Origin of the sequence: Streptomyces macrolidinus (assembly GCF_023887685.1) — a bacterium.
Classification (GTDB): domain Bacteria; phylum Actinomycetota; class Actinomycetes; order Streptomycetales; family Streptomycetaceae; genus Streptomyces; species Streptomyces macrolidinus.
In genome coordinates this window covers 17,395-40,274 of the sequence record NZ_JAMWMR010000027.1, presented here as the reverse complement: position 1 = coordinate 40,274, position 22,880 = coordinate 17,395, and the positions used below count along the sequence as shown (strand labels likewise).

At 72.0% G+C, this 22,880-nt stretch carries 19 protein-coding genes; 9 read left to right on the top strand and 10 right to left on the bottom strand.

Annotation, left to right across the window (positions count from 1 at the left end):
• Positions 1–49: 49 nt before the first annotated feature.
• Positions 50–1,075, bottom strand: coding sequence for a phosphatase PAP2 family protein (locus NGF19_RS24715; RefSeq protein ID WP_252427531.1), 1,026 nt, complete (start codon positions 1,073–1,075; stop codon positions 50–52).
• A 261-nt stretch (positions 1,076–1,336) separates the two neighbouring features.
• Entirely contained in the window at positions 1,337–2,500 is a 1,164-nt protein-coding gene (locus tag NGF19_RS24710; RefSeq protein WP_252427529.1) for a glycosyltransferase family 39 protein, read from the bottom strand.
• 268 nt (positions 2,501–2,768) lie between these two features.
• Between NGF19_RS24710 and NGF19_RS24705 the strand changes: the two genes are divergently transcribed.
• Positions 2,769–4,424, top strand: a complete 1,656-nt coding sequence (locus tag NGF19_RS24705; protein WP_252427528.1) for an MFS transporter — start codon at positions 2,769–2,771, stop codon at positions 4,422–4,424.
• Positions 4,425–4,533: 109 nt separating this feature from the next.
• The gene (locus NGF19_RS24700; RefSeq protein WP_252427526.1) at positions 4,534–5,724 is read left to right on the top strand and encodes an acyl-CoA dehydrogenase family protein; all 1,191 of its coding nucleotides are present in this window, start codon (positions 4,534–4,536) and stop codon (positions 5,722–5,724) included.
• 95 nt (positions 5,725–5,819) lie between these two features.
• Here NGF19_RS24700 and NGF19_RS24695 read toward each other — a convergent pair whose 3' ends face one another.
• Positions 5,820–6,257 carry a cell division protein SepF gene (locus NGF19_RS24695; RefSeq protein WP_252427524.1) on the bottom strand — a complete coding sequence of 146 codons (438 nt, stop codon included), beginning with the start codon at positions 6,255–6,257 and terminating at the stop codon, positions 5,820–5,822.
• A gap of 290 nt (positions 6,258–6,547) precedes the next feature.
• On the opposite strand from NGF19_RS24695, the gene NGF19_RS24690 reads away from it, so the two are divergent.
• The 3 genes from NGF19_RS24690 (at position 6,548) to NGF19_RS24680 (ending at position 10,487) form a co-directional block, all read left to right on the top strand.
• Positions 6,548–7,813 carry a DUF5685 family protein gene (locus NGF19_RS24690; RefSeq protein WP_252427523.1) on the top strand — a complete coding sequence of 422 codons (1,266 nt, stop codon included), beginning with the start codon at positions 6,548–6,550 and terminating at the stop codon, positions 7,811–7,813.
• Between the two features lie 230 nt (positions 7,814–8,043).
• Positions 8,044–8,943, top strand: a complete 900-nt coding sequence (locus tag NGF19_RS24685) for a S1 family peptidase (protein ID WP_252427522.1) — start codon at positions 8,044–8,046, stop codon at positions 8,941–8,943.
• 464 nt (positions 8,944–9,407) lie between these two features.
• Positions 9,408–10,487 carry a S1 family peptidase gene (locus tag NGF19_RS24680; RefSeq protein ID WP_252427520.1) on the top strand — a complete coding sequence of 360 codons (1,080 nt, stop codon included), beginning with the start codon at positions 9,408–9,410 and terminating at the stop codon, positions 10,485–10,487.
• A 71-nt stretch (positions 10,488–10,558) separates the two neighbouring features.
• Here NGF19_RS24680 and NGF19_RS24675 read toward each other — a convergent pair whose 3' ends face one another.
• Entirely contained in the window at positions 10,559–11,569 is a 1,011-nt protein-coding gene (locus NGF19_RS24675) for a DNA polymerase Y family protein (RefSeq protein WP_252427518.1), read from the bottom strand.
• 230 nt (positions 11,570–11,799) lie between these two features.
• Here NGF19_RS24675 and NGF19_RS24670 point away from each other — a divergent pair, with 230 nt between their 5' ends.
• A complete protein-coding gene (locus NGF19_RS24670; protein ID WP_252427516.1) occupies positions 11,800–12,612 on the top strand; it encodes a DUF4328 domain-containing protein in 813 nt (270 codons plus the stop codon).
• 4 nt (positions 12,613–12,616) lie between these two features.
• On the opposite strand, the gene NGF19_RS24665 is transcribed toward NGF19_RS24670, so the two are convergent.
• Entirely contained in the window at positions 12,617–16,069 is a 3,453-nt protein-coding gene (locus tag NGF19_RS24665; protein WP_252427514.1) for a DNA polymerase III subunit alpha, read from the bottom strand.
• 237 nt (positions 16,070–16,306) lie between these two features.
• On the opposite strand from NGF19_RS24665, the gene NGF19_RS24660 reads away from it, so the two are divergent.
• On the top strand, positions 16,307–17,176 hold the full coding sequence (locus NGF19_RS24660) for an esterase/lipase family protein (RefSeq protein WP_252427512.1): 870 nt from the start codon (positions 16,307–16,309) through the stop codon (positions 17,174–17,176).
• Between the two features lie 28 nt (positions 17,177–17,204).
• Here NGF19_RS24660 and NGF19_RS30805 read toward each other — a convergent pair whose 3' ends face one another.
• The 3 genes from NGF19_RS30805 to NGF19_RS24650 all read right to left on the bottom strand — a co-directional run bounded on the left by NGF19_RS30805 (position 17,205) and on the right by NGF19_RS24650 (position 18,861).
• Entirely contained in the window at positions 17,205–17,339 is a 135-nt protein-coding gene (locus NGF19_RS30805) for a hypothetical protein (RefSeq protein ID WP_289737138.1), read from the bottom strand.
• Positions 17,340–17,450: 111 nt separating this feature from the next.
• Positions 17,451–17,951 (bottom strand): ribonuclease FAU-1 family protein, encoded by a 501-nt coding sequence (locus NGF19_RS24655; protein ID WP_252427511.1) that lies wholly within the window; start codon positions 17,949–17,951, stop codon positions 17,451–17,453.
• Positions 17,932–18,861, bottom strand: coding sequence for a GNAT family N-acetyltransferase (locus tag NGF19_RS24650; RefSeq protein ID WP_252427509.1), 930 nt, complete (start codon positions 18,859–18,861; stop codon positions 17,932–17,934). Before NGF19_RS24650 ends, NGF19_RS24655 begins: the two co-directional genes overlap by 20 nt.
• 72 nt (positions 18,862–18,933) lie before the next feature.
• On the opposite strand from NGF19_RS24650, the gene NGF19_RS24645 reads away from it, so the two are divergent.
• A complete protein-coding gene (locus tag NGF19_RS24645; RefSeq protein ID WP_252427507.1) occupies positions 18,934–19,302 on the top strand; it encodes a GntR family transcriptional regulator in 369 nt (122 codons plus the stop codon).
• A 70-nt stretch (positions 19,303–19,372) separates the two neighbouring features.
• Here the strand turns inward: NGF19_RS24645 and NGF19_RS24640 are convergent, their stop codons facing one another.
• Together NGF19_RS24640 and NGF19_RS24635 are read right to left on the bottom strand one after the other, a co-directional pair.
• On the bottom strand, positions 19,373–20,158 hold the full coding sequence (locus tag NGF19_RS24640; protein ID WP_252427506.1) for a DUF72 domain-containing protein: 786 nt from the start codon (positions 20,156–20,158) through the stop codon (positions 19,373–19,375).
• Positions 20,159–20,181: 23 nt separating this feature from the next.
• The gene (locus NGF19_RS24635; protein ID WP_252427505.1) at positions 20,182–21,276 is read right to left on the bottom strand and encodes a DUF5925 domain-containing protein; all 1,095 of its coding nucleotides are present in this window, start codon (positions 21,274–21,276) and stop codon (positions 20,182–20,184) included.
• Between the two features lie 171 nt (positions 21,277–21,447).
• On the opposite strand from NGF19_RS24635, the gene NGF19_RS24630 reads away from it, so the two are divergent.
• On the top strand, positions 21,448–22,875 hold the full coding sequence (locus NGF19_RS24630) for a GH39 family glycosyl hydrolase (RefSeq protein WP_252427504.1): 1,428 nt from the start codon (positions 21,448–21,450) through the stop codon (positions 22,873–22,875).
• Positions 22,876–22,880: the final 5 nt, after the last annotated feature.

Sequence of the window (22,880 nt, the reverse complement as noted above, 5' to 3'; positions counted from 1 at the left end):
CCGGGGCCTTCGACGAGCGGGCGCGTACCGGAGCCCGCGGGGGGACTGCTCAGCCGCCCGCCACGGGCCGGGCGGAGGCGGCGCCGCGCGGGACCCGTTCCGTGTGCGGCGGTCGGCGGCTGCCCACCGGTGTCAGCGGAGTGCGCTCCGGGCGAGGGGTGTGCGGCCCGGGGGTCAGATAGCCGTGGGACCGGGACGTACGGGCGGCGGCGGCCGGCTTCTGGGACGGTGTCTCCTGGTCCATGGCTCCCGCCACGCGCGGCGGGACCACCGTCGCGGGTGCACCGACGGGGATCGCGACCGGCGCCGTGGCGGCACGGCGGCTGCGCAGACGGTCCCGCAGCGAGAAGATGCCCATCTCGGCGCGGGCGGTCAGCGGCTCGAACCAGGGCAGCGCCAGCAGGACGAGCAGCCCGGCGGCCCAGCCGAGGAGCACATCGCTCAGCCAGTGCGTACCGAGGTAGACGGTGGTCAGGCCGACGCCGAGGGAGATCACCGCGGAGAGCGCGGACAGCCAGCGCCTGGCCCGCGGGGTGGACGCCAGATAGGCCAGGATGCCCCAGGTCACGACGGCGTTGGCGGTGTGGCCGGAAGGGAATATATCGCCGCCCTGCCACATCTCGTTCGAGCCGATGACCGTCGCGTAGTGCGGCCCGAGGCGGCCCATGCCGTACTTGGCGGCGCCCACCGTGGCGTTCAGCAGCAGCAGCGCCGTGCCCAGCGAGAGCAGCGGGCGCAGGGTGTGCTGCCGCCAGGAGCGCCAGCCCAGCCAGGCCGCGACCATCACGGCGGTCGGGCCGCGCTGGCCCAGCACCACGTAGTAGTCGAGGAACGCGTGGACCTGCGGCCACTGCTGGTACGGCCGGAAGAACATGACCTGCCAGTCGAGCCGGACGAGCCAGGAGGAGATGACCACCGCCCACACGATCGCCGCGTAGAAGGCCAGGGTGGCCGAGAAGAGGACCACCCGGTGCCGGCTCATCCTGGGCACGTCGATGTGGGCCGGTCGTTCCGGCTCACGGTCCAACCGGGCGAAGACCCGGTCCAGACGGCTCAGCTTGGTTTCGGTACGCACGTCAATCGACGTTACAGCGCGTGAGCAGCCCGCCCGGTCGATTCACCGGATTTGTAATGACGATGTGATGTGGGATTGCTCTCAAGAGCAAGTCGATTTCCGTGAATTCGGCAATGGAGGGCGGCACAGGTCCTCCATTTCCTTCGCCGCGGCAACTTCCATGACAACTCCCGTTCAGGCTCCGTACCTATTCGTTCGTCGAATAGCGGGAGCGGGAATTCGCTCACCGCTCGCCCGTTCCGCCCGTTCCGGCGAAATGGATCATGGCGGCCCCGATCCGTTCAGCCAGAACGCGCCGTAGAGGGCCGAGACGGCCGTGGCGGTGCCGAGGATCGCGGCCGACCTGGGAAGACGTATCCGGGCGAGGGCTCGGGCCAGGGGCAGCAACAGAGGGAAGGCGGGCAGCAGAAGGCGGGGTTTCGAGCCGAAGTAGCTGGACGCGCACAGTGCGAGCGCGGTGACCACCCCCGTGTACACCAGCAGCGGCAGCGGCTGACGCTGCCGTACGCCCACCCCGTACAGCCAGAGGACCAGGACGACCCCGGCGATCAGCCCGACACCGGCCAGTGCGGCGGGGAAGGAGGTGAACTTGCCCGCGATGAAGCGCGCGAAGGCGTAGCCGCCGTCGAAGCCGTTGCGCCAGCCCGCCTGGACGTCCAGATAGCCGAGGAGACCCTGGCCGGTGCGCCTGCCGACCCACAGGACGTACCCGGCGGCGCCGAGGGGCGCGAGAAGCATGCCGACGGCGGGGCGTATGGACAGCGCGCCCCCGCGCGTGCGCCGGTCTCGGACGTACGAGGTGAGCGCGGCGGCCCACACGGCCGCGACCACCGCGGCCCCCACCGGCCGGGTCAGCCCCGCCGGCGCGGCGAGCAGCCCCGCCGTGACCAGGCGGCCGGTCAGCACCGCGTACAGCGCCCAGGCGGCCAGCGCCGTGAACAAGGACTCGCTGTACGCCATCGACTGCACGACCCCGACGGGCAGCGCCGCCCACACCAGTACCGCGCAGACGCCCACCCGGCGGTCGTACACATGTTCGGCAACGGCGAAGATCCCCCAGGCCGCGGCCAGGGAGGCGAGCGTGGTGACGAGGAGCCCCGCGTCGGCGTACGACAGCGGGGTCAGCGCCGCGCCCGCCCGCTCCAGCCAGGGCAGCAGCGGGAAGAACGCGAGGTCGGCGTGCACGTCGCCGTTCGGGAGGCGGACCTCGTAGCCGTAGCCGAGTTCGGCGACCCGGGTGTACCAGAGCGCGTCCCAGCGCGCGGTCAGCAGCGTGTGCGCGCTCGTGCCCCGCGCCGCACTCCACAGCGCGAGCACGACGAGGCCCACGGCACGGACCGCCGCGTACCCCGCCAGGGCGGGGGCGGCCCGGCGCACGGCACCGACGCGGGGCGGCGGCGCCGGGCGCGTTTCAAGATCGGTCACGCGCTCGATTATCGAGGTCGCGGGGGCCCGGAGACGCCCCGCGGATGTGGCGGTTCCGGGGAGGCGTGGTGCATGCCACACCCGCTTCCCGTGGAACATGAGAGGTCCGCCACGCGACGGCTGTCGGAACTCGCGTAGTCTGGCGACTCACTCGCATCGTTGCGTGGGCCGTGGAGTACAGGGAGTACCGCTCCTCCCGGCCGCAGCCGCGGGGTCGTCCCCCTCCCGTGGATCCGCCGAAGCGAGGGATCATCTGGGAGGTACGTACATGTCCGGGACGACCACGGCCGCCGCCGCATCGCGCCGTCGGGAGACCGGGGACGGTGCGCGCCGCTGGGTCGTCCTCGTCGTGCTCTGCGTCAGCCTGCTGCTCGTCGCCGTCGACGCCACCGTGCTGCATGTCGCGGTGCCCGCCGTCAGCGAGGACCTCAAGCCGGGCGCGATGGAGCTGCTCTGGATCGTCGACGCCTATCCGCTGGTGTGCGCCTCCCTGCTGATCCTCTTCGGCACGCTGGGCGACCGGGTCGGACGCAGACGGGTCCTGCTCGCCGGATACGCCCTCTTCGGCGTCGCCTCCGGTGTGGCGGCCCTCGCCCATGACGCCCAAGTACTGATCGCGGCACGGGCGCTGCTCGGCGTGGGCGGCGCGATGATCATGCCCGCGACCCTGTCCATCCTGCGGCATGTCTTCCCCGACCGCCGGGAGCGGGCGCTGGCGATCGGCATCTGGAGCGCGGTGGCCGCGGTGGGCGCGGCGATCGGGCCGCTGCTCGGCGGCTTCCTGCTGGAGCACTTCTGGTGGGGGTCGGTCTTCCTCATCAACATCCCGCTGATGCTGGTCAGCCTGCCCGTCGGACGGATGCTGCTGCCGGAGTCGAAGGGCGACCGGGACGGTCCCTGGGACGTGGTCGGCGCGTTGATGGCGGCGGCCGGTCTCTTCCTCCTCGTCCTCGGCGTGAAGCGGCTCGGCGGCGAGGCGCCGTTCGGCCTGTGGACCCTGTTGTTCCTGCTGGCCGGCGGGGGCCTGCTGACCGCGTTCGTGCGCCGTCAGCGCCGCCGTACCCACCCGCTGATCGATCTGCGGACCTTCGCCCGGCCCGCCTTCAGTACCTCGGTGGGGTGCATCGTGCTGGCGATGCTCGCGCTGGTCGGTCTCGAACTGATCGCCGCGCAGTATCTGCAACTGGTGCTGCACCTCTCCCCGCTCCAGACCGGGCTGCGGTTGCTGCCGCTGACCTTCGCGGCGATGGCGGCGGGCCTGGCCGGCCGCAGCGTGCTCCAGCGCTTCGGCCCGCGCCGCATGGTCGTCTCCGGCTTCTGCGTCACGGCCGCGGCGGTGACCCTGCTGACCGCGATGGGCACGAAGGACGACTCGACTCTGCTGCTGTCCGGCTTCGTCCTGCTCGGCTTCGGCCTGGAGACGACGCTCTTCGGGGCGTACGAGTCCATGCTGAGCGAGGCACCGCAGACCCAGGCGGGCGGGGCGGCGGCGGTCGGCGAGACGTCGTACCAGCTCGGCGCGGGCATCGGGATCGCGCTGCTGGGCAGTGTGATGAACGCGGCCTACGCGCCCGGCCTGTCCTCGGTGCCCGGCGTTCCCGCGTCCGCCTCCACGTCCGCCGCGCACTCGCTGGGCGAGGCGTACGAGGTCGCCGACCGCCTCGGCGGCACGCGCGGCGCGGCCCTGCGCCACGCCGCCCGGGAGTCCTTCGTGCACGGCCTGCATGTGACGCTGTTCGTCAGCGTGGGCCTGCTGCTGCTCGGCGCGGTCATGGCCCTGCGGCTGCCGCGGGTCATGACCTGCGACCCGCCCGCCCCGGAGGACACCCCGACGCCGCCGCCCGCCCCGGACACCCCGGCGAGCGCGGTCCCGGCCCCCCGCAAGGCCCGCCACGACGCCAGGAACACCCGCATCTCCGCGTGACCGCGGCGCGCCGCACCGTCACCGGGCCCCGGGAGTGGACGCACCGCGCGACCGCCCCGTAACGTCACCGTGTTAGCGCTGCTAGTTTTCAGTGTCACGGAGGCTGCCCATGTCCGCGTCCCCGACGATGCCGTCCTTCGACCCCACCGATCCGCTCGGGCTCGACGACCTGCTGGACGCCGAGGATCTCGCCATCCGGGACACCGTGCGGAGCTGGGCGGCCGAGCGCGTGCTGCCGCACATCGCCGACTGGTACGAGCGCGGCGAACTGCCCGAGATCCGGGAACTGGCCCGTGAGCTGGGCCGCATCGGCGCCCTCGGGATGTCCCTGACCGGGTACGGCTGCGCCGGGGCCGGTGCCGTGCAGTACGGGCTCGCCTGCCTGGAGCTGGAGGCCGCCGACTCCGGGATCCGCTCCCTGGTGTCCGTGCAGGGATCGCTCGCGATGTACGCGATCCACCGGTTCGGCAGCGAGGAGCAGAAGCGGGAGTGGCTGCCCCGGATGGCCGCTGGTGAGGTCATCGGCTGCTTCGGGCTCACCGAGCCCGATTACGGCTCCGACCCGGGCGCCCTGCGCACCTACGCCAAGCGCGACGGGTCCGACTGGGTGCTCAGCGGCCGCAAGATGTGGATCACCAACGGGTCCGTCGCGGGAGTCGCCGTCGTCTGGGCGCGTACCGACGACGGGATCCGCGGGTTCGTCGTCCCCACCGACCGTCCCGGCTTCGCCGCCCCCGAGATCAAGCACAAGTGGTCCCTGCGGGCGTCCGTCACCAGCGAGCTGGTCCTCGACGAGGTACGGCTGCCCGCCGACGCCGTCCTGCCCGGCGTCGTCGGACTCAAGGGGCCGCTCGGCTGTCTCTCCCACGCCCGGTACGGGATCGTGTGGGGGGCCATGGGCGCCGCCCGCACCTGCTTCGAGACCGCCGTCGAGTACGCGAAGACCAGGGAGCAGTTCGGCAGGCCCATCGGCGGCTTCCAGCTCACCCAGGCCAAGCTCGCCGACATGGCGGTCGAACTGCACAAGGGGATCCTGCTCGCCCACCATCTGGGGCGGCGCATGGACGCGGGACGGCTGCGCCCCGAACAGGTCAGCTTCGGCAAGCTCAACAACGTCCGCGAGGCCATCGAGATCTGCCGCACCGCGCGCACCGTCCTCGGCGCCAACGGGATCTCGCTGGAGTACCCCGTGATGCGGCACGCCACCAATCTGGAGTCGGTGCTCACCTATGAGGGCACCGTCGAGATGCACCAGCTCGTGCTGGGCAAGGCACTCACCGGGCTCGACGCCTTCCGCTGACGGATCCCGCAGTACGGATCCCGCAGTACGGATCCCGCAGTACGGATCCCGGAGTACGGATCCCCGAGCGGGCAGGGCCGGTGAGCGGCCCTGCCTCAGCTCTGGTTGAAGAAGCCCTTGTCCCGCCGGCTCCCGGCCTCGCCGCTGACGATCTCCGTGTGCGCGGGGGTCAGCAGGAAGACCCGGGTGGAGACACGCTCGATCGAGCCGTGCAGGCCGAAGATCAGGCCCGCCGCGAAGTCCACGACGCGCTTGGCGTCGGCGCCCTCCATGCTCGTGAGGTTCATGATGACCGGGACGCCGTCCCGGAACATCTCGCCGATGATCCGGGCGTCCCGGAAGCTGTCCGGGGTCACCGTGCCGATCCGCCGGCCCTTGTCCGCCGCCGTGTCGGACGCGACCTGCACACGGGGGTCGGTCACCCAGGCCTCGCCCTGCTCCTGGCCCTCGGCGTAGTCGTCTTCGTAGTAACGCTCGTCATCGTTGTCGTCGACGAGGCCAAGCCAGGCACTCGCCTTGCGCACCGATCCCATGGACGCCTCCTCTCACAGCGGTCTTTCACGCCCTGCGCCATCCCATGGTCGTTCATGATGCGGATGCGGCGCCAAGGGGATAGGCGCCGCGCGGGGGTTTCGTGACGGTACTGGTGCACAACGCGTCCGTCGAGGGCCCGCTTCCCGCAAGGGGCTTGGGGCGTACGGCTGCTGACTGTGAGTGAAATATGATCTACGGCGGCGGATGGGTGACGGTCGGTGCGTACGGGTGAACGAGGGGGCAGATACGATGCCGCCGCTCAACGTCGTACGGACCATGGGGGAGTGTCGTGTTCGGCATCGTGCGGCCCTGCCGTCACCGGCTGGGGGAGGGCCTCAGTGCCCAGTGGATGGCGCATCTGTGCGGGCTGTGTCTCGCACTGCGCGAGGACCACGGACAGTTGGCCCGGGTGGTGACGAACTACGACGGGCTGCTCATCTCCGTGCTGACGGAGGCTCAGGTGGAGTGGGCCGACGGCGGTCGGCGCACCGCGGGCCCCTGTCCGCTGCGCGGGATGCGCACCGCCTCCGTCGCGCGGGGTGAGGGGGCGCGGCTCGCCGCCGCCGTCTCGCTGGTGCTCGCCTCCGCCAAGGTGCGCGACCACGCGGCCGACGGGGACGGGCTGTTGGCGCGCAAGCCGGTGGCGGTCGCCGCGCGCCGGGTCGCCGCGAGCTGGGGCAGGGCCGGGGCGCGGGGCGGCTCGGCCGTCGGCTTCGACACCGCCGTGCTCGTGGACGCCGTGGACCGCCAGGTCGGCATCGAGGCGCTCGCCGGGCCCGGCACCTCCCTCCTGACCGTCACCGAGCCGACCGAGACCGCCACCGCCGCCGCCTTCGCGCACACGGCGGTGCTGGCCGGGCGCCCCGGCAACGCCGCGCCGCTGGCCGAGGCCGGGCGGCTCTTCGGACGGCTCGCGCATCTGCTGGACGCCGTGGAGGACCAGGAGGCCGACGCGGCGTCGGGTGCCTGGAATCCGCTCACCCACACCGGGACCTCGCTGACGGAGGCCCGCCGCCTGGCCAATGACGCCCTGTACGGGATCCGGCTCGCGCTGCGCGAGGTGGAGTGGGGGTCCGGGGGGTGCGCGGAGGGCGAGGACACCGGCCGGCGGCTCGCGCATGTGCTGCTCGTGCACGAACTGCGGCGCTCGGTGGACCGGGCCTTCGGCACCGAGTCCTGCTCGCACGGCGCCGAGGGCGCGTTCGGTCCGCCGCCGGGTGGCCCGCAGGCCCCGCAGGGCCCCTACGCGCCGCCCCGGCACCCGTACGACCCGGACGGTCCGCCGGGCGGCGGCCACCCCGGCGGTGAGCCGCCGCGCCCCGGCCGTGGCTTCCTGGCCGGGTGCGCGGTCGCCGTCGGGCTGTGCTGCTCGTGCAAGGTGTGCTGCGCCGATCAGTACGAGGGGGCCTGGTCGCGGCGGCGGCGCGAGGGCTGGTGCCGTGACTGCGGTGACTGCTGCGACTGCTGTGACGGCTGCGGCGATGCCTGTGACTGCTGCAACTGTTGCAACAACTGCTGCAGTTGTGACGGGTGCGACTGCGGCTGCGACTGCTGAGCCACCGTCCCGTGGGGTCGCTGGACGGTAACGCGCCGCGCCCCACGGGGAGTCGAGGGAGCTACGGCCGAAAGGCACCCTTGCGTCGTTCGGCCGTACGCCCGAATACTCCCCGTAGTGCTTGTCAGGGGCACGGCATGTTCGCAATCCGGGCATACCGCTCCTGGCTGCGCCTCACGGGCCCCCACCCCACAGCGCGGGCCCCCGAATTCCCTTGGAGGGAACGACAAGTGAGGATCAAGCGCACCACCCCCACACGCACCGCCACCAGATGGACCCGGCTGATCGCCGTGGCCTCCGGATTCCTGGCCGCGGCGGCGTTCGCCGTCCCCACCGCGAACGCGAGTGACGCACCGACCTTCAGTGCGCAGCAGCTCAGCAGTGTGAGCGACTCGGTGCTCAAGTCCGATGTCGCGGGCACCGCCTGGGCCGTCGACCCCGCGACGCACCGCGTCGTCGTCACCGTCGACAGCAGGGTCTCCGACGCCGACATCGCGAAGATCAAGGAGGCGGCGGGCAGCAACGCCGGCGCCCTCACCATCAAGCACACGCCGGGCAGGTTCAGCAAGCTGATCTCCGGTGGTGACGCCATCTACGGCGGCAACTACCGCTGCTCGCTCGGCTTCAACGTGCACAGCGGAAGCACGTACTACTTCCTGACCGCCGGACACTGCGGGGCGGTCGCCTCCACGTGGTACTCCGACTCCGGTCACGGCACGGTGCTCGGCACGAACTCCGGTTACACCTTCCCGGGCAGCGACTACGCGTTGGTGAAGTACACCAACTCCTCGATCTCGCACCCGAGTACGGTCGGCAGCCAGACCATCTCCAGCGCCGCCACCCCGAGCGTCGGTACGACCGTCTACCGGCGCGGCTCCACCACGGGCACGCACAGCGGCAAGGTCACCGCGCTGAACGCCACCGTCAACTACGGCAGTGACGGCATCGTCTACGGCATGATCCAGACCTCGGTCTGCGCCGAGGGTGGCGACAGCGGCGGTCCCCTCTACGGTGGTTCGGTGGCCTACGGCCTGACCTCCGGCGGCAGTGGCAACTGCACCTCCGGCGGCACGACCTTCTTCCAGCCGGTCACCGCGGCCCTCAGCCACTTCGGCGTGAGCATCGGCTGACCCGCCCGGCCGCCGTTCCGCAGTCGGCGGCACCCGAGCCCCCGTGCGTCGACGACGCACGGGGGCTCGTACGTGTCCGCACCCCTTCGGGTGCCGCCGAGCAATCGATGCAGAAGCAACTCCCGCACCCCATTACCCGCGTGGCCCCGGGCCCCGAGACGATGAGATCCGGACAGGACTAGACCTCGCAGGCCGCGCACGGACGGTCGACCGTCAGTGTTTGCAATGGGAACAGCGCGGCGACGACCAGGCGAGGCTCAACCCTTCGGAACCGTAGGTTCGTTGACGTACACACGTCCTGAAGTCGACCTTGTGTGCGCCCTGTCGGCCTCGGAATAGTGGGCGCCGCACGGCGGGTTCGGACGTGGCCCCAGCAGTTGCGCCGCCTCCGTTCCCGTACGCCTTCCGGTCGCGACGGTCCCCACATTCCCCGCGCGGCCGGACCCCCCACAGGAGGACGTGAGTTGAAGCACCGACACATACCCAAGCGGCGCGCGGCGCTGGCCGGCGCGGGTGTCACCGCACTGATCGTCGCGGCTGTCACCTTCCAGAACGCGAACGCGAGCGAGGCCCCGAAGACCGAGGTGCCCCACACTCTCTCGGCCGGCGCGGCCGGAAAGCTCGCCTCGACGCTCGGGAAGGACCTGGGCGCCGACGCGGCCGGAACGTATTACGACGCGAAGACGAAGCACCTCGTCGTCAACGTGGTCGACGCGAAGGCCGCGCAGACCGTCCGGGCGGCCGGGGCCCAGGCCAGAATCGTCGAGAACTCCCTGACCGACCTGGCGAGCGCGCGCACCAAGCTCACCAAGGACGCCACCATCCCCGGCACCTCATGGGCGACCGACCCCCGCAGCAACAAGGTCGTCGTCACGGCCGACAAGACCGTCTCGAAGGCCGAGTGGGCGAAGCTCGGCAAGGTCGTCGACGCTCTGGGCGGACGGGCCGAACTGCGCAGGACCAAGGCCGAGTACAAGGCGTTCATCGCGGGCGGTGACGCGATCACCGGGTCCGGCGGGCGCTGCTCGCTCGGCTTCAACGTGGTCAAGGACGGCGAGCCGTACTTCCTCACCGCCGGGCACTGCACCGAGGCGATCTCCACCTGGTCGGACTCCGACGGCACCGAGATCGGCGAGAACGCGGAGTCCAGCTTCCCGGGCACCGACTACGGGCTGGTCAAGTACACGGCGGACGTGGACCACCCGAGCGCGGTCGACCTCTACAACGGCTCCACGCAGACCATCACCAAGGCGGCCGAGGCGACGGTCGGCGAGAAGGTGAGCCGCAGCGGCTCCACGACCCAGGTGCACTCCGGCACCGTCACGGGCCTGGACGCGACCGTGAACTACGCGGAGGGCACGGTCAACGGCCTCATCCAGACCGATGTCTGCGCCGAGCCCGGTGACAGCGGGGGCGCGCTCTTCGACGGTGAGAGCGCGATCGGCCTCACCTCCGGCGGCAGCGGCGACTGCACCTCGGGCGGCGAGACCTTCTTCCAGCCCGTCACCACGGCGCTGTCGGCCGTCGGCGCCGAGATCGGCTGACCCTTCCCGCACCAAGTGAGGTCCCGCCCCGCGTACTTCGGGGGCGGGACCTTCGCCTGTCCGCCCGCCGTCTATCGCATGGCCGACGCAGGCCCCCGACGGCCGTCGGCCAGCGTGGCGGGGTGCACGGCCCCCGAGCCGAAGCGGCGGCGGGCCTTGTCCGCGGCGGCTTCGGCGGCGCGGGCGCGGTCGTCACCGGGGTCCAGGGAGAGCTGGTGGTGCGCGGCACCGGCCGGCAGCAGATCGTCGGCGCGGAGCGCGACGGCACGTACCCGCGCCCGCTGCAGTCCCAGACCGGCCAACAGGCCGAGGGCGGCGGTGGCGAGGGCGGGCGAGTGGTCGGTGGCTTCGGCCGGCTTGCGCGTCCGGGTGGTCGAACTGCGGTCGGCGTAGCGCACGGTGAGGGTGATACGGGCCGTGACCTGGCCCTCGCCGCGCAGGCGGGTGCCGATCTGCTCGGCGAGGCCGAGGACGGCCCGGTGGTGCTCCGCGGGGTCGAGACAGTCCCGGTCGAAGACGAGATCGGCGGTCAGATGCGCCGCCGGGTCCAGCGGGGCGACCGGGCGGGGGTCATGGCCGCGGGCGCGCTCGGACAGCAGCCGGGCCTGGCGGACACCGAGGAGGCGTTGCAGGGTCGCTGGGGGCAGGTCGGCGATCTGGCCGATGGTGTGCAGACCGTACCGGTGGAGGGTGGTCGCGGTGACGCGGCCGATCCCCGGCAGCGCGATGAGCGGGCGGGGGCGCAGCCATGCGGCGGCGTGCTCGGCGGGGACCCAGGTGGTGTCTCCCGGTGCCGACGCGTCGGCCGCCATGACGGCCAGCATGCGGTTGCCCGCGAGCCCGGCGCTGGACTCGATGCCGTAGAGGGCCTTCAGCCGGAGCATCGCCATCTGGACCATGTCGTAGGGGGACTGCTGGAAGTACCGGAGCGCCGAGGTCAGATCGAGCTGAACGGCGTGCGGCGGGACGGCCTGGACATGCGGCGTGAGGCCGGACATCAGTTCGAGAATGTCCTCGTACACGTCCTCCGTCAGCGCGGCGTGCAGATGGAGGTGGGCGATGTGCCGCTGCCGCGTGGCCATTCCGCACCTCCCGGGGTCCCTCGGGCGCCCCATGGGTCACGGGCGCTTCCTCGCCTCCACCGTAGCCCTTGTTCGAATATTTGTGCGACTTGACCACCTGGATGTGAATCGAGGTGGACACGGAGGGTAGCGGAAACGTATCTTCCGGATGCTGTGTGCGCCTCGGGGAGAGCCGTGCACGGCATGTCCACGTCTGCGCTTGTCTCATGCGCCTTCCTGGGGGGACCTCCATGCTCTGTGCCCATTGCCGCCACGTCGCCGCCGTGTCCGGCGGCACCTTGTGCGCCCAGTGCGCCGCGATCGTCGCGCCGCCGCCACCCGGTCCGACGCCCGCGGGTGTCCCCGGCCAGGCGTACGGGGGTGCCCCCGCCCCGGTGTACACAGGTGCCCCCGGTCCCTGGCTGCGGTCACCGGTCGGACTCGGCCGGGCCGCCGCCATCGCGCTCGGACTCGTCATCGCCGCGGACCTGTTCGCCGTCTGGGCGGACTTCCTGGAGATCGACATCACGGGCGTCATCGCGGACGGCGGCCACGGCGACGACGTGACCCGGCGCGCCGCCCACGCCGACCGCATGTCCGCCGTGTCGGGCTTCGTCCAGCTCACCACGATGGCGATCAGCGTCGTCCTGTATCTCTGCTGGTTCTACCGGGTCCGGGTCAACGCCGAGGTGTTCGACCGGTCCGCGCACAGCAAGGCGCGGGGCTGGGCGATCGGCGGCTGGTTCACCCCCGTCGTGGGCCTCTGGTTCCCGCGCCGGATCGCTGCCGACATCTGGGACGCCAGTACCCCCTGGGGTGCGCGCCGCTCGCACGGGCTGATCAACACCTGGTGGGCGCTGTGGCTCTTCTCGCTCCTCGCCGACCAGGTCGCCTTCAAGTCGTCCCTCCGCGCCGAGACCGCTTCGGAACTGAACGATGCGTCCGTCATGGCACTGTTCGCCGATGTCGTCGACAGCGTGGCCGCGGTGCTCGCCATCGCCGTCGTGCTGGGGCTGACGCGGATGCAGCACGAGAAGGCGCTGGCGGGACCGCCGCCCGCGTGACACGTCAGCCCGCCGCACCGGGGCTCGTGTAGCCGAGCTTCCGCAGGTCGGCCGAGCGGTCGCCGGCCGGGAGCAGGTCGGCGTACGGGTGCAGGCGGGCGCCCGTCGTGCCGTTGGCCAGGGTGCGCTGCGGCTGGGCGGGGGTCGGGTGCGGGCGGTCGGCGCCGAGCAGGGCGAGGGCGGCCTCGGGGCCGTGGTCGCGGCGGGCGGCGGCGATCTGCTCCAGGTCCCAGGCCATGGTGCCGACGACCGTACGGCGCGTGCCGCGCACCTGGACCGTGCCGCGTACCAGCAGCAGTCCGCTGTGGAAGACGGTGTGCGCGCAGGCCGGGTGCGAGTCCTCGAAGAACGCCAGATCGACCAGGCCGGAGCCGTCCTCCAGGGTGACGAAGATGATCCGCCTGCCGCTGGGGATCGGCGGGGTCTGGGTCGCCGCCCGCACCCCGGCGACGAGGACCTGCCGCCCCGGGCGCACCCCGGCCAGATGCGCCGCGTCGGTCGCGCCGATCTCCCGCAGCAGCCGGTGGTGATGCTCCATCAGATGCCGGGAGACATCGATACCGAGGCTGCTCAGCTCCGCGCTCAGGGTCTCGCGTCCGGTCAGCTCCGGCAGACCGCTCGGCTCCGAACCACCGACCGCGCCCGCGTCCAGGGGCAGTTGGCCCGTCCCCGCGGCCCGGGTACGGGACTGCCGGTGCACCTCGGAGATCTGCAGCAGCAGATCGCGCCGCGTCAGACGCCCGTCGTGCAGGGGGGTCAACGCGCCTATCTCCGCGAGGCGTTCGGCGACGGGCCTGCTCGGGTGGGCCCGCTGCCAGAAGTCCGACAGCGATCCGTACGGCCGACCCTCCTCGATCCGCGCGCACTCGGCGTCGCTGATGCCGCGCACCGCGGACAGCGCGAGCCGCACACCCCACCGCCCCTCGTCGGTCCGCTCCACGCTGTGCCGCGCCCCGGAGCGGTTGATGTCGACGGGCAGGACCGGCACACCGCGGCGACGGGCGTCCGCGACGAGGACGCGCTTCGGCCACATACCGGGGTCGTGTTCGAGGAGACCGGCCAGCAGGAACGCCGGGTAGTGCGCCTTGAGCCAGGCGCTCTGCAGGGCCGGTACGGCGAAGGCGACCGCGTGCGCCCGGCAGAAGCCGTAGGAGCCGAAGGCCTCGACGGTCTTCCAGACCTCGTCCAGGACCTCAGGGGCGTACCCGCGGGCGCGCGCCTCGCGATGGAACCAGTCCCTGACCCCGGGCAGCCGCGCCTTGTCGCCGAGCGCCCGCCGGGCGACCTCGGCCAGGGCGAGGTCGCAGCCCGTCAGCACCGACAGCGTCTCGATGATCTGCTCGTGCCAGATGGTCACGCCGTAGGTGTCGGCGAGCACCGGCTCCAGGTCCGGGTGGGCGTAGGCGGGCGCGTCGCCGTGGCGTGCGGCGATGTACCGCTCGGGCATGCCCCCGGCGACCGGTCCGGGACGGAACAGGCTGATGTCGGCGATGACGTCCTGCGGATCGCGGGGCTGCAGCCGGGAGAGCAGGTCCTGCTGGCCGGGGGACTCCAACTGGAACAGGCCGAGGGTCTGGCTGTCCTGGATGAGCTTGAACGCGAAGACGTCGTCGAGCGGCACCTGCCGCGGGTCGTCCAGGTCGATCCGGTTGCCGGTCGTCCGCTCGATCTCCGCGACGGCATGGGCCATCGCGGACTGCATCCGTACGCCCAGGACGTCCAGCTTGATGTTGCCCAGCGCCTCGGTCTCCTCCTTCGCCGCCATCGCCATCGGGTACCGGCCCTGGGGGGTCGGCTGCACCGGCAGCCGGTCCAGGAGCGTCGCGTCGCTGATGACCACTCCGCAGGGGTGCATGGCCATGCCGTGGATCAGGGAGTCGAGCCCTTCGGCCAGCTCCCACAGCGGCCCGAACCGGTCCGCCTCGGCCGCGAGTTGCCGCAGTTCGGGCAGTTCGGCGAGCGCGCCGGTGATGTCCGCGGCCCGTAGATGCGGGAAGCTCTTGGCGATCCGGTCGACCTCCGCGGGCGCGATCCCGAGGGCGAGACCGGTGTCCCGCAGGGCGCGGCGGGCCCGGTAGGTCTCGGGCATCGCGGTGACCGCCACCCGTTCCTTCCCGAACCGCTCGAAGATCGCGTCGTAGCACTCGAGCCGCCGGGCGGACTCCACGTCGATGTCGATGTCGGGCAGTGAGGCCCGGCGCACACTCAGGAAGCGTTCGAACAGCAGCCGGTGGTCGAGCGGGTTGGCGGTGGCGATGCCCAGCGCGTGGCACACCATCGACCCGGCGCCCGAGCCGCGGGCCGCGACCCGGATGCCCTTCGCGCGGATGTCGGCGACGACCTGGCCGACGGCGAGGAAGTACGCGTCGTAGCCCAGCCGGGAGATCACGGCGAGTTCCTCGGTCAGCCGGTCGAGCGCGGCCCGGTCCCGGTCCAGGCCGCGCCGGGCCAGACCCTCCGCGCACCGCTGCCGCAGCAGCCGCGCCGCGCCGCCCGCACCGGGGTCGGCGCCGAACACCTCCGGCTCCGGCAGATGCGAGGTGCCGAGGCCGAGGTCCGCCACGGGGTCGAGCGTGCACGCGGCGGCCGTGGCGGCGGTGTCCGCGAGCAGGCGGCTCGCCCGCCGGGCGTCCGCTCCGGCGCAGTCCGCGATCAGCCGCGCGAGGTCCGCCATCCGGGCCTCGTCCTTGAGCCAGCGCTGCCCGCTGTCCAGGCGGCGCCGGTCGATGGGCCGCAACAGCCGCGCGGCGTCCAGGACATCGGCGAGGCGGTGCTGGTCGGGGTCGGCGTAGCGCACGGCGTTGGAGAGCACGGCGGTGGTGCCGGTGCGGTCGGCCAGCGCCAGGGTGCGGGCGGCCAGCCGGAGCGAGCCGGGCCCGGTGCCGTACTGGTGATGGGCCACGGCTTCCAGCCGGACCCCGGTCCCGAAGATCTCCCGCCAGGGCGCCAGCAGCTTCACCGCGACGTCCTCCCGGCCCGCCGCCAGGGCCCGTACCGGCTCCGCGAGCGGTCCGAGCAGGACGATCAGGCCGGGGCCGCCGTACTCACGCAGCGCCTGCCAGGGCACCACTGGTGCCCTGCCGTCCAGGGCATCGGCGTGGGCGGCCGAGGTGATGCGGCAGAGCCGGGCCCAGCCCGCCCGGTCCTGGGCGAGCAGCACGATCCGCAGCGGTGGCTCGACCACATGCGCGCCACCGCGCGCCGGGGTGCGGCGGCGCGGGGCCGGGGGAGGGGGCGCGAGGGCCTCCACCGCGAGGTCGACCCCGAACAGCGGCCGGATCCCGTCCCTGGCGCAGGCCTCGGCGAACCGTACGACGCCGGTGACGGTGTCCCGGTCGGTGAGCGCGAGCGCGCTCATGCCGCGCTCGGCCGCCCGCCGGACGAGGTGCTCGGGATGGGCGCCGCCGTACCGGGCGGAGTAACCGGACGCGACATGCAGATGAGCGAAGCCCGCCATGCCGCACCTCCACTACTCCACCCCATTTTCGACCATTCGCCCGACATATCTGTCGTACGTTCGTTCGATTACTTTAACTCCATCGAGGAGGGCGGAGAAGTGGGGAAGTTTTACCGACGCGTAACTTCCCGTCTGCGCTACGCGTTCGTAACTTGGCGAGAGAACAGCATCCTCGTGATCCGGATCACAGGACGACCGACCGTCGCACCCGTCCGTGAGTCGCAAGGAGATCACCCGATGCTGCCGTGGAAACGCCTGCTCAGACCGCTGGCCGCGCTGCTGCTGACCGTCGCGGCCGGCCTCGTCCCCGTCGCCACCGCCGAGGCCGCCGCCGAGCCCGCCGCGTCGCACCAGGGGTGGAACGACTACTCCTGCAAGCCGTCCGCCGCCCACCCCCGCCCCGTCGTCCTCGTGCACGGCACGTTCGGGAACTCCGTCGACAACTGGCTGGCTCTCGCGCCCTACTTGGTGAACCGCGGCTACTGCGTCTTCTCGCTCGACTACGGCCAGTTGCCCGGCGTCCCCGTCTTCCACGGGCTGGCCCCCATCGCCGACTCCGCCGGGCAACTCCAGGTCTTCGTCGACCGGGTGCTCACCGCGACCGGCGCGGCCAAGGCCGATCTCGTCGGCCATTCACAGGGCGGCATGATGCCGCGCTACTACCTCAAGTTCCTCGGTGGCGCGGCCAAGGTGAACTCCCTCGTCGGCATCGCGCCCGACAACCACGGCACCACCCTGAACGGGCTCACCCACCTGCTGCCGTACTTCCCCGGCGCCGAGGACCTGCTCTCCCTGGCTGTACCCGGCGTCGCCGACCAGATGGCGGGTTCGGCGTTCCTGACCAAGCTCAACGCGGGCGGCGACACCGTGCCCGGTGTCCACTACACGGTCATCGCCACTCAGTACGACGAGGTCGTCACGCCGTACCGCTCGCAGTTCCTCGGCGGCTCGGACGTCCGCAACGTCCTGGTGCAGAACCTGTGCCCCGTCGACCTCTCCGAGCACCTGGCGATAGGGCTGACCGACCGGATCGCCTTCCATGAGGTGGCCAACGCCCTGGACCCGGCCCACGCCACCGCGACCACCTGCACCTCGGTGTTCGACTGATCCCAAGTGCCGTACGCGTCAAGGAGGTTCAGTCGTCCGGCCACCAGACGCGTGCGATGTCCTTGCGTACCTCGGAGCGTTCGGCGGTCCGCTCGTCGGCTTCCTCCCGCTCCCGGCGGGAGGCGGCCCTCTTCAGGGGCTTGTGCACGGTCACTCGGCGCATTGCTGCCTCCTTGTCATGACCTGACTGTCAGCGGCGGCTGTCACTGGGGTGGCATGACCAGGTACATGGCCAGGAAGAAGGGGGCCGAAACCTCGGTGGCCCCGAGTGTGGTCAGGTGAGCAGCGTCTCGAAGCCTCCCTGACGAGCGAGGAGTTCGAGGGTGTCGAGGGCCTGCGTGGCGGCTGCCGCCGCCCGCGGGTCCGTCGCCGCGAGGCCGCTCGCCTCGAACTCGTCCTCGTCCAGGCGCAGTACGGTCGCGCCGTCGGCGGAGCGCCACAGGTCCAGGTCGAGATCCTCGACCACGAGTTCGCCGCCGTGCAGGACGGCCGGGCGGGTGATGTCGCAGTACCAGCCCTTCAACACGCCCTGCCCGTCGCGGACTTCCTTCACCGCGTACCACCGGTCGCGCCAGTAGTACTCCGTGAAGACGTCACCGGGCTCGAACCGTACGAAGCCGAAGTCGCGGACACCGTCGCCCGCCCAGGGGGCGCGTACGGTGATCCGGGTGCCGTCGTCATGGAGCAGCTCGGCCGTATAACGGATCTTCGTACGGCCCGCCTTGACGAGCACGACTTCCAACTGGGCAGCAGTATCAGCCGAGTTCACGGACATACCGAACCTCCGTCGCGCAGATCTCGTACCCGAACCACTTGTTGATGGCGATCATCGGGCCGTTGCCCACGTCGTTGCCCGTGAACGCCTCGGTGGATCCGGCGGCGCGGGCCCGGTGCAGCGAGTCGTTCTTGGCGAGCTTGGCGAGGCCCCGGCCGCGGTGGGCGCGCGCGGTGCCGGTCATCGCGGTGGCGTAGCGGCCCGTGTCGTCCGTGTAGGCCACGCTGAAGGAGGCGGGACGGCCGTCCACCACCGCGACCGAGGTCAGTTCGAGGTTCAGGAGCGGATGCTTCCAGTGCTCCTCGACCCAGGCCTCGTAGTCCGTGAACTCGGTGACGATGTCGCCCGGTTCGTCCTGCGCCGTCTCCGCGTCCAGTTCGAACAGCGGGCGCGGATCGTCCGCGAAGTCGGCGCCGGTACGCAGTTCGACACCCGGGGGAGGGGTGCCGAGCGGCGGAAGCGCGGTCTGCGCCAGGTCCAGGCGCAGGAAGTGGGCGGGGCGGCTGCCCCGGTAGCCGTGCCGCTCGGCGAAGGCACGGTTCCCCGGCTCGTCCAGGACCCAGGCGAACAGCCTGGTCGCGCCCAGGGAGGCCAGATACTCCTCCGCCGCGCGCACGAGGAGGTCGCCTGCGCCGCGCCGGGTCCGGCCGGGGTGGACATAGGCGTTGAGGTGGGCCTGGCCCGGCTCCGGGCTCTCGTGGAGGAGGCCGACCTGGGCCGTGCCGATCACCTCGCCGTCCTCCTCCGCGAGGAGGTAGCGGCGATGGGCGTCCGGGTGGCTGTGCGCGAGATGGTGGCGGACGGCGTCCGGGGTCCACAGCATGTACGGCAGAGCGAGATGGCGGACGCGGGCGAAGTCCTCGACGTCGGCGGGCACTTCGGGCGTGAGGTCGCGCACGATCACAGTCATGGGCGCGCACGCTACGCGGAACAAGGCCCCGACCGCCCCTCATTTTCCCGCGGAGTGCGCGACAATCGCCCCGTGACTTTGAAGATCCACATCGACGGGAGCGCGCCGCCCTACGAGCAGGTGCGGATGCAGATCTCCGACCAGGCCCGGTCGGGGGTGCTGCCGGTGGGATACCGGCTGCCGACCGTGCGCGGGCTCGCCGAGTCCCTCGGCCTCGCGGCCAACACGGTCGCCAAGGCGTACAAGGCGCTGGAGGCGGACGGGGTGATCGAGACGCGGGGGCGCAACGGCACGTTCGTCGCCGCCGCGGGTCCGGCCGCGCAGCGGGAGGCGGCAGCCGCCGCGCAGGCCTATGCGGAGCGAGCCAGGCGCCTCGGGCTGGACGAGGCCGGTGCGTTGGCCGCGGTACGGGATGCCCTGCGGGCGGCGTACGCGGACTGAACAGGACTGAGCAGGCGCGGACTGAACATGCGCGGACTGGACAAGAGTCGTCATCGCGTCACAACCGCCGTCATCGTGTCGTGTCCGCCGGGATCGGCAGGTGAGACGGTGTGCGGGTCACCGGCAGGCCCGCCGTCGTGGCCGCGTGGGCGAACGCCGTCGCGTCCAGGACCGCCGCCGCGTGCAGGTCGTTGTTGAAGTAGGCGTAGACGTCCGAGCCCTCGGGCCACGCCTCGGCGACGCGCTGGACCCAGGTCGTCAGGGACCGGCGGCCGTAGCGCGGCCACGGTCGGGCGCGGCCCGCGTGGAAGCGGACGTACCCCCACCCGGCGGTCCGCCACAGCGGGGTGACCGGGCGGGACAGCACGTCCGCCCAGCACAGCGCCGCGCCCCGGGCCTCCAGCACCCCGCGCACCCGAGGCGTCCACCACGAGTCATGGCGCGGTTCGACCGCGACCCGCGTGCCGGAGGGGAAGCAGGCGAGACTCTCGTCGAGAAGGACCGGGTCCGCGCGGAGCGTCGGCGGCAGTTGCAGCAGGACCGGACCCAACCGGTCATCGAGGCCCGCGGCATGGGTCATCAGGCGGCGCACCGGCTCCGCGGGATCCCGCAGGCGCTTGATGTGCGTCAGATACCGGCTCGCCTTCACCGCGACCACGAAGTCCCGCGGCACCCGCTCCCGCCAGCTCTCGAAGGTCTCCCGCGACGGCAGCCGGTAGAACGCGTTGTTGATCTCGACCGTGGCGAACCGGGTCGCGTACTCCTCCAGCCACAGCCGCATGGGCACACCGGCCGGGTACAGGACGTCCCGCCAGTCCCGGTACTGCCACCCCGAGGTGCCGACCAACAGGGTCATACGTCCATCAAACACCCAGGTGCTTACAGATACAGCCCCGCGTCCGCCCCCGGCCGCTGGTCCGGCACCGAGGCGGGTGTCGTCCCCCGGCGCAGCGCGTACAGCTCGGCCAGGGTCGCGCCGTCGCGGCCCACGCCCTCCTCGCGGCCCAGCCAGCCCACCGCCTCCGGGCGGGTCAGCGGACCGACCTCGATCCGGGCCAGACAGCGGCCGGGGCGGACGACGGCCGGGTGGAGACGCTCCAGGTCCTCGTTGGTCGTCACGCCCACCAGAACGTTCCTGCCCTGGCCGAGCAGGCCGTCCGTCAGGTTCAGCAGCCGCGACAGGGCCTGGCCCGCGGTGTGCTTGGCCTCGCCGCGGATCAGTTCGTCGCAGTCCTCCAGCAGGAGCAGCCGCCAGCGGCCCTTGCCCGCCGCGTCCTCCTCGCCGATCGCGATGTCCATGAGATAGCCGACGTCCGAGAACAGCCGCTCGGGGTCCAGGACGCAGTCCACCTGGCACCAGTCCCGCCACGAGCGGGCGAGCGTGCGCAGCGCCGACGTCTTGCCCGTGCCCGGCGGGCCGTGCAACAGCAGCAGACGGCCCGCGATGTCCTGCGGGGTCGTCTTCATCAGCCGGTCCATGGCGTCCGCGACCGGCGCCGTGTAGTTCGGGCGGATCTCCTCCCACGTGCCCGCCGAGATCTGCCGCGTCGTGCGGTGCGGGCCGCGCCTCGGGGACACGTACCAGAACCCCATCGTCACGTTCTCCGGCTGCGGCTCCGGTTCGTCCGCCGCGCCGTCCGTGGCCTGCTTCAGCACCTGTTCGGCCAGGTCGGCACTGGTCGCCGTGACCGTGACGTCCGCGCCGCGGTTCCAGCGGGAGACCAGCAGCGTCCAGCCGTCCCCCTCGGCGAGGGTCGCGCTGCGGTCGTCGTCGCGGGCGCAGCGCAGCAGCCGGGCGTCGGGCGGCAGGAGCGTGGCCCCGGGGCGTACGCGGTCGATGTTCGCAGCGTGCGAGTACGGCTGCTCTCCCTTCGCGAAGCGGCCGAGGAACAGCGCGTCGACGACGTCGGACGGCGAGTCGCTGTCGTCGACGGTGAGCCGGATCGGCAGAGCGTCGTGTGGGTTCGCGGACATGCCGCCATGATCTGTCACTCAGGCGTCCCGCGCACCGGATTTCCACGGCCTGTCCCCGATCCCGCGCACGGCGTACGGGTGGGGCTGCGTCCGGAAGCGCCTCGCGTGTGGTCCGGTCGGCGGGTGACGGAATCTGTCGCGGGCGGATTCCGGCCGATACTGTTGTCCTTGATGCGACGTCATGGGGGGAATTCAGAGGCGCGGCGGGCACGGCGGTGGCCTCTCACCGCACTGCTCGGTGCGACCGCGGCCGTACTGGCCCTGCTCGCGACCTTGATGAACACCCTGCCGGACAGCGGCTCCGGTGACGCGGGCACCACCCGCGACGGCGGCCGGGTGCACGGCACGCCCGCCACCCCGCGCGGGGCACCGACCCCGGATGTCGGCTGGGGCTTCACCCACACCCAGTACAGCGCCGACCAGGGCAGCTCGAAGGCCGTCGCACGGGTGGAAGGGCTGCTCTCGCGGGCGGGGCTGCCGCAGAACCAGCACATCATGGGCTGGGGCGCGGGCAACCCCGAACCGGTCAAGGGCCGTTACGACTTCGAGGAGATGGACCGCCGGATCGACTTCGTCCGGGCGTCCGGCGGCACCCCCGTCGTGACCTTGTGCTGCGCCCCCGACTGGATGAAGGGCGGCACGCCGGGCGACGCGAACACCGACTGGAGCCAGTCCGCCCTGGAGACCGCCCCCACCCCCGACCACTACAAGGACTACGCCGCCCTCGCCGCGACGGTGGCCAGGCGCTATCCGGACGTACGCCACTTCGTCGTCTGGAACGAGTTCAAGGGCTTCTGGAACAACGCCGAGGGCCGCTGGGACTACGAGGGGTACACCCGGTTGTACAACCTTGTGTACAAGGCGCTGAAACAGGTCGACGACAAGATCATGGTCGGCGGGCCGTACCTCGTCATGGACAGCGTCGGCCCGGGGGAGCAGAACGCCGCGGCGCGCCCGCGCGGTCCCTGGGGCGCCATGGACCAGCGGGTCCTCGACGCCTTCGACTACTGGAACCGGCACAAGGCGGGTGCCGACTTCGTGGTCGTGGACGGCTCCAGCTACACCAAGGACGACGAGCTGCTGCCCGACGAGTTCACGGCCACCGACAAGCTCACCGACGTCGGCGCGTGGGTACGGAAGCGGATCGGTGACCTGCCGCTGTGGTGGGCCGAGTACTACGTCGAGCCCGCCGACGACAACGACGACCGCAAGGGCTGGAGCGAGAACCACCGCGTCGCCGTGCAGGCCACCGGGATGATCGCCATGGTCGAGGGCGGCGCCTCCTCCGGCTTCTACTGGAACCCGGAGGAACGCGAGGGCCCCGACTGCCCCGGCTGTCTGTGGACCTCGACCGACAGCGCCGACGGCGGCCGGGCGCTGCCCCTGTACGACCTGATCTCCCGCTTCGGCAAGGAGTTCCCGCCCGGCAGCACGTACCGGACCGTGTCCGTCGCCGAGGACGACGTCCCCAACGTACGGGTCCTCGCCACCGACAGGACGGTCCTCGTGGTGAACACCCTCGACCGGCCGATCAGCGCGCGGATCGACGGCAAGCGGTTCGCCATGAAGGCGTACGAGGTGAAGTGGCTGACGCGCTGAGCCAC

Coding starts and splice junctions, on each gene's coding strand:
- NGF19_RS24705 (WP_252427528.1), top strand. CDS start 2,769: ATGTCCGGGACGACCACGGCCGCCGCCGCATCGCGCCGTCGGGAGACC.
- NGF19_RS24700 (WP_252427526.1), top strand. CDS start 4,534: ATGTCCGCGTCCCCGACGATGCCGTCCTTCGACCCCACCGATCCGCTC.
- NGF19_RS24695 (WP_252427524.1), bottom strand. CDS start 6,257: ATGGGATCGGTGCGCAAGGCGAGTGCCTGGCTTGGCCTCGTCGACGAC.
- NGF19_RS24675 (WP_252427518.1), bottom strand. CDS start 11,569: ATGGCCACGCGGCAGCGGCACATCGCCCACCTCCATCTGCACGCCGCG.
- NGF19_RS24670 (WP_252427516.1), top strand. CDS start 11,800: ATGCTCTGTGCCCATTGCCGCCACGTCGCCGCCGTGTCCGGCGGCACC.
- NGF19_RS24665 (WP_252427514.1), bottom strand. CDS start 16,069: ATGGCGGGCTTCGCTCATCTGCATGTCGCGTCCGGTTACTCCGCCCGG.
- NGF19_RS24660 (WP_252427512.1), top strand. CDS start 16,307: ATGCTGCCGTGGAAACGCCTGCTCAGACCGCTGGCCGCGCTGCTGCTG.
- NGF19_RS30805 (WP_289737138.1), bottom strand. CDS start 17,339: ATGCGCCGAGTGACCGTGCACAAGCCCCTGAAGAGGGCCGCCTCCCGC.
- NGF19_RS24655 (WP_252427511.1), bottom strand. CDS start 17,951: ATGTCCGTGAACTCGGCTGATACTGCTGCCCAGTTGGAAGTCGTGCTC.
- NGF19_RS24650 (WP_252427509.1), bottom strand. CDS start 18,861: ATGACTGTGATCGTGCGCGACCTCACGCCCGAAGTGCCCGCCGACGTC.
- NGF19_RS24640 (WP_252427506.1), bottom strand. CDS start 20,158: ATGACCCTGTTGGTCGGCACCTCGGGGTGGCAGTACCGGGACTGGCGG.
- NGF19_RS24635 (WP_252427505.1), bottom strand. CDS start 21,276: ATGTCCGCGAACCCACACGACGCTCTGCCGATCCGGCTCACCGTCGAC.
- NGF19_RS24630 (WP_252427504.1), top strand. CDS start 21,448: ATGCGACGTCATGGGGGGAATTCAGAGGCGCGGCGGGCACGGCGGTGG.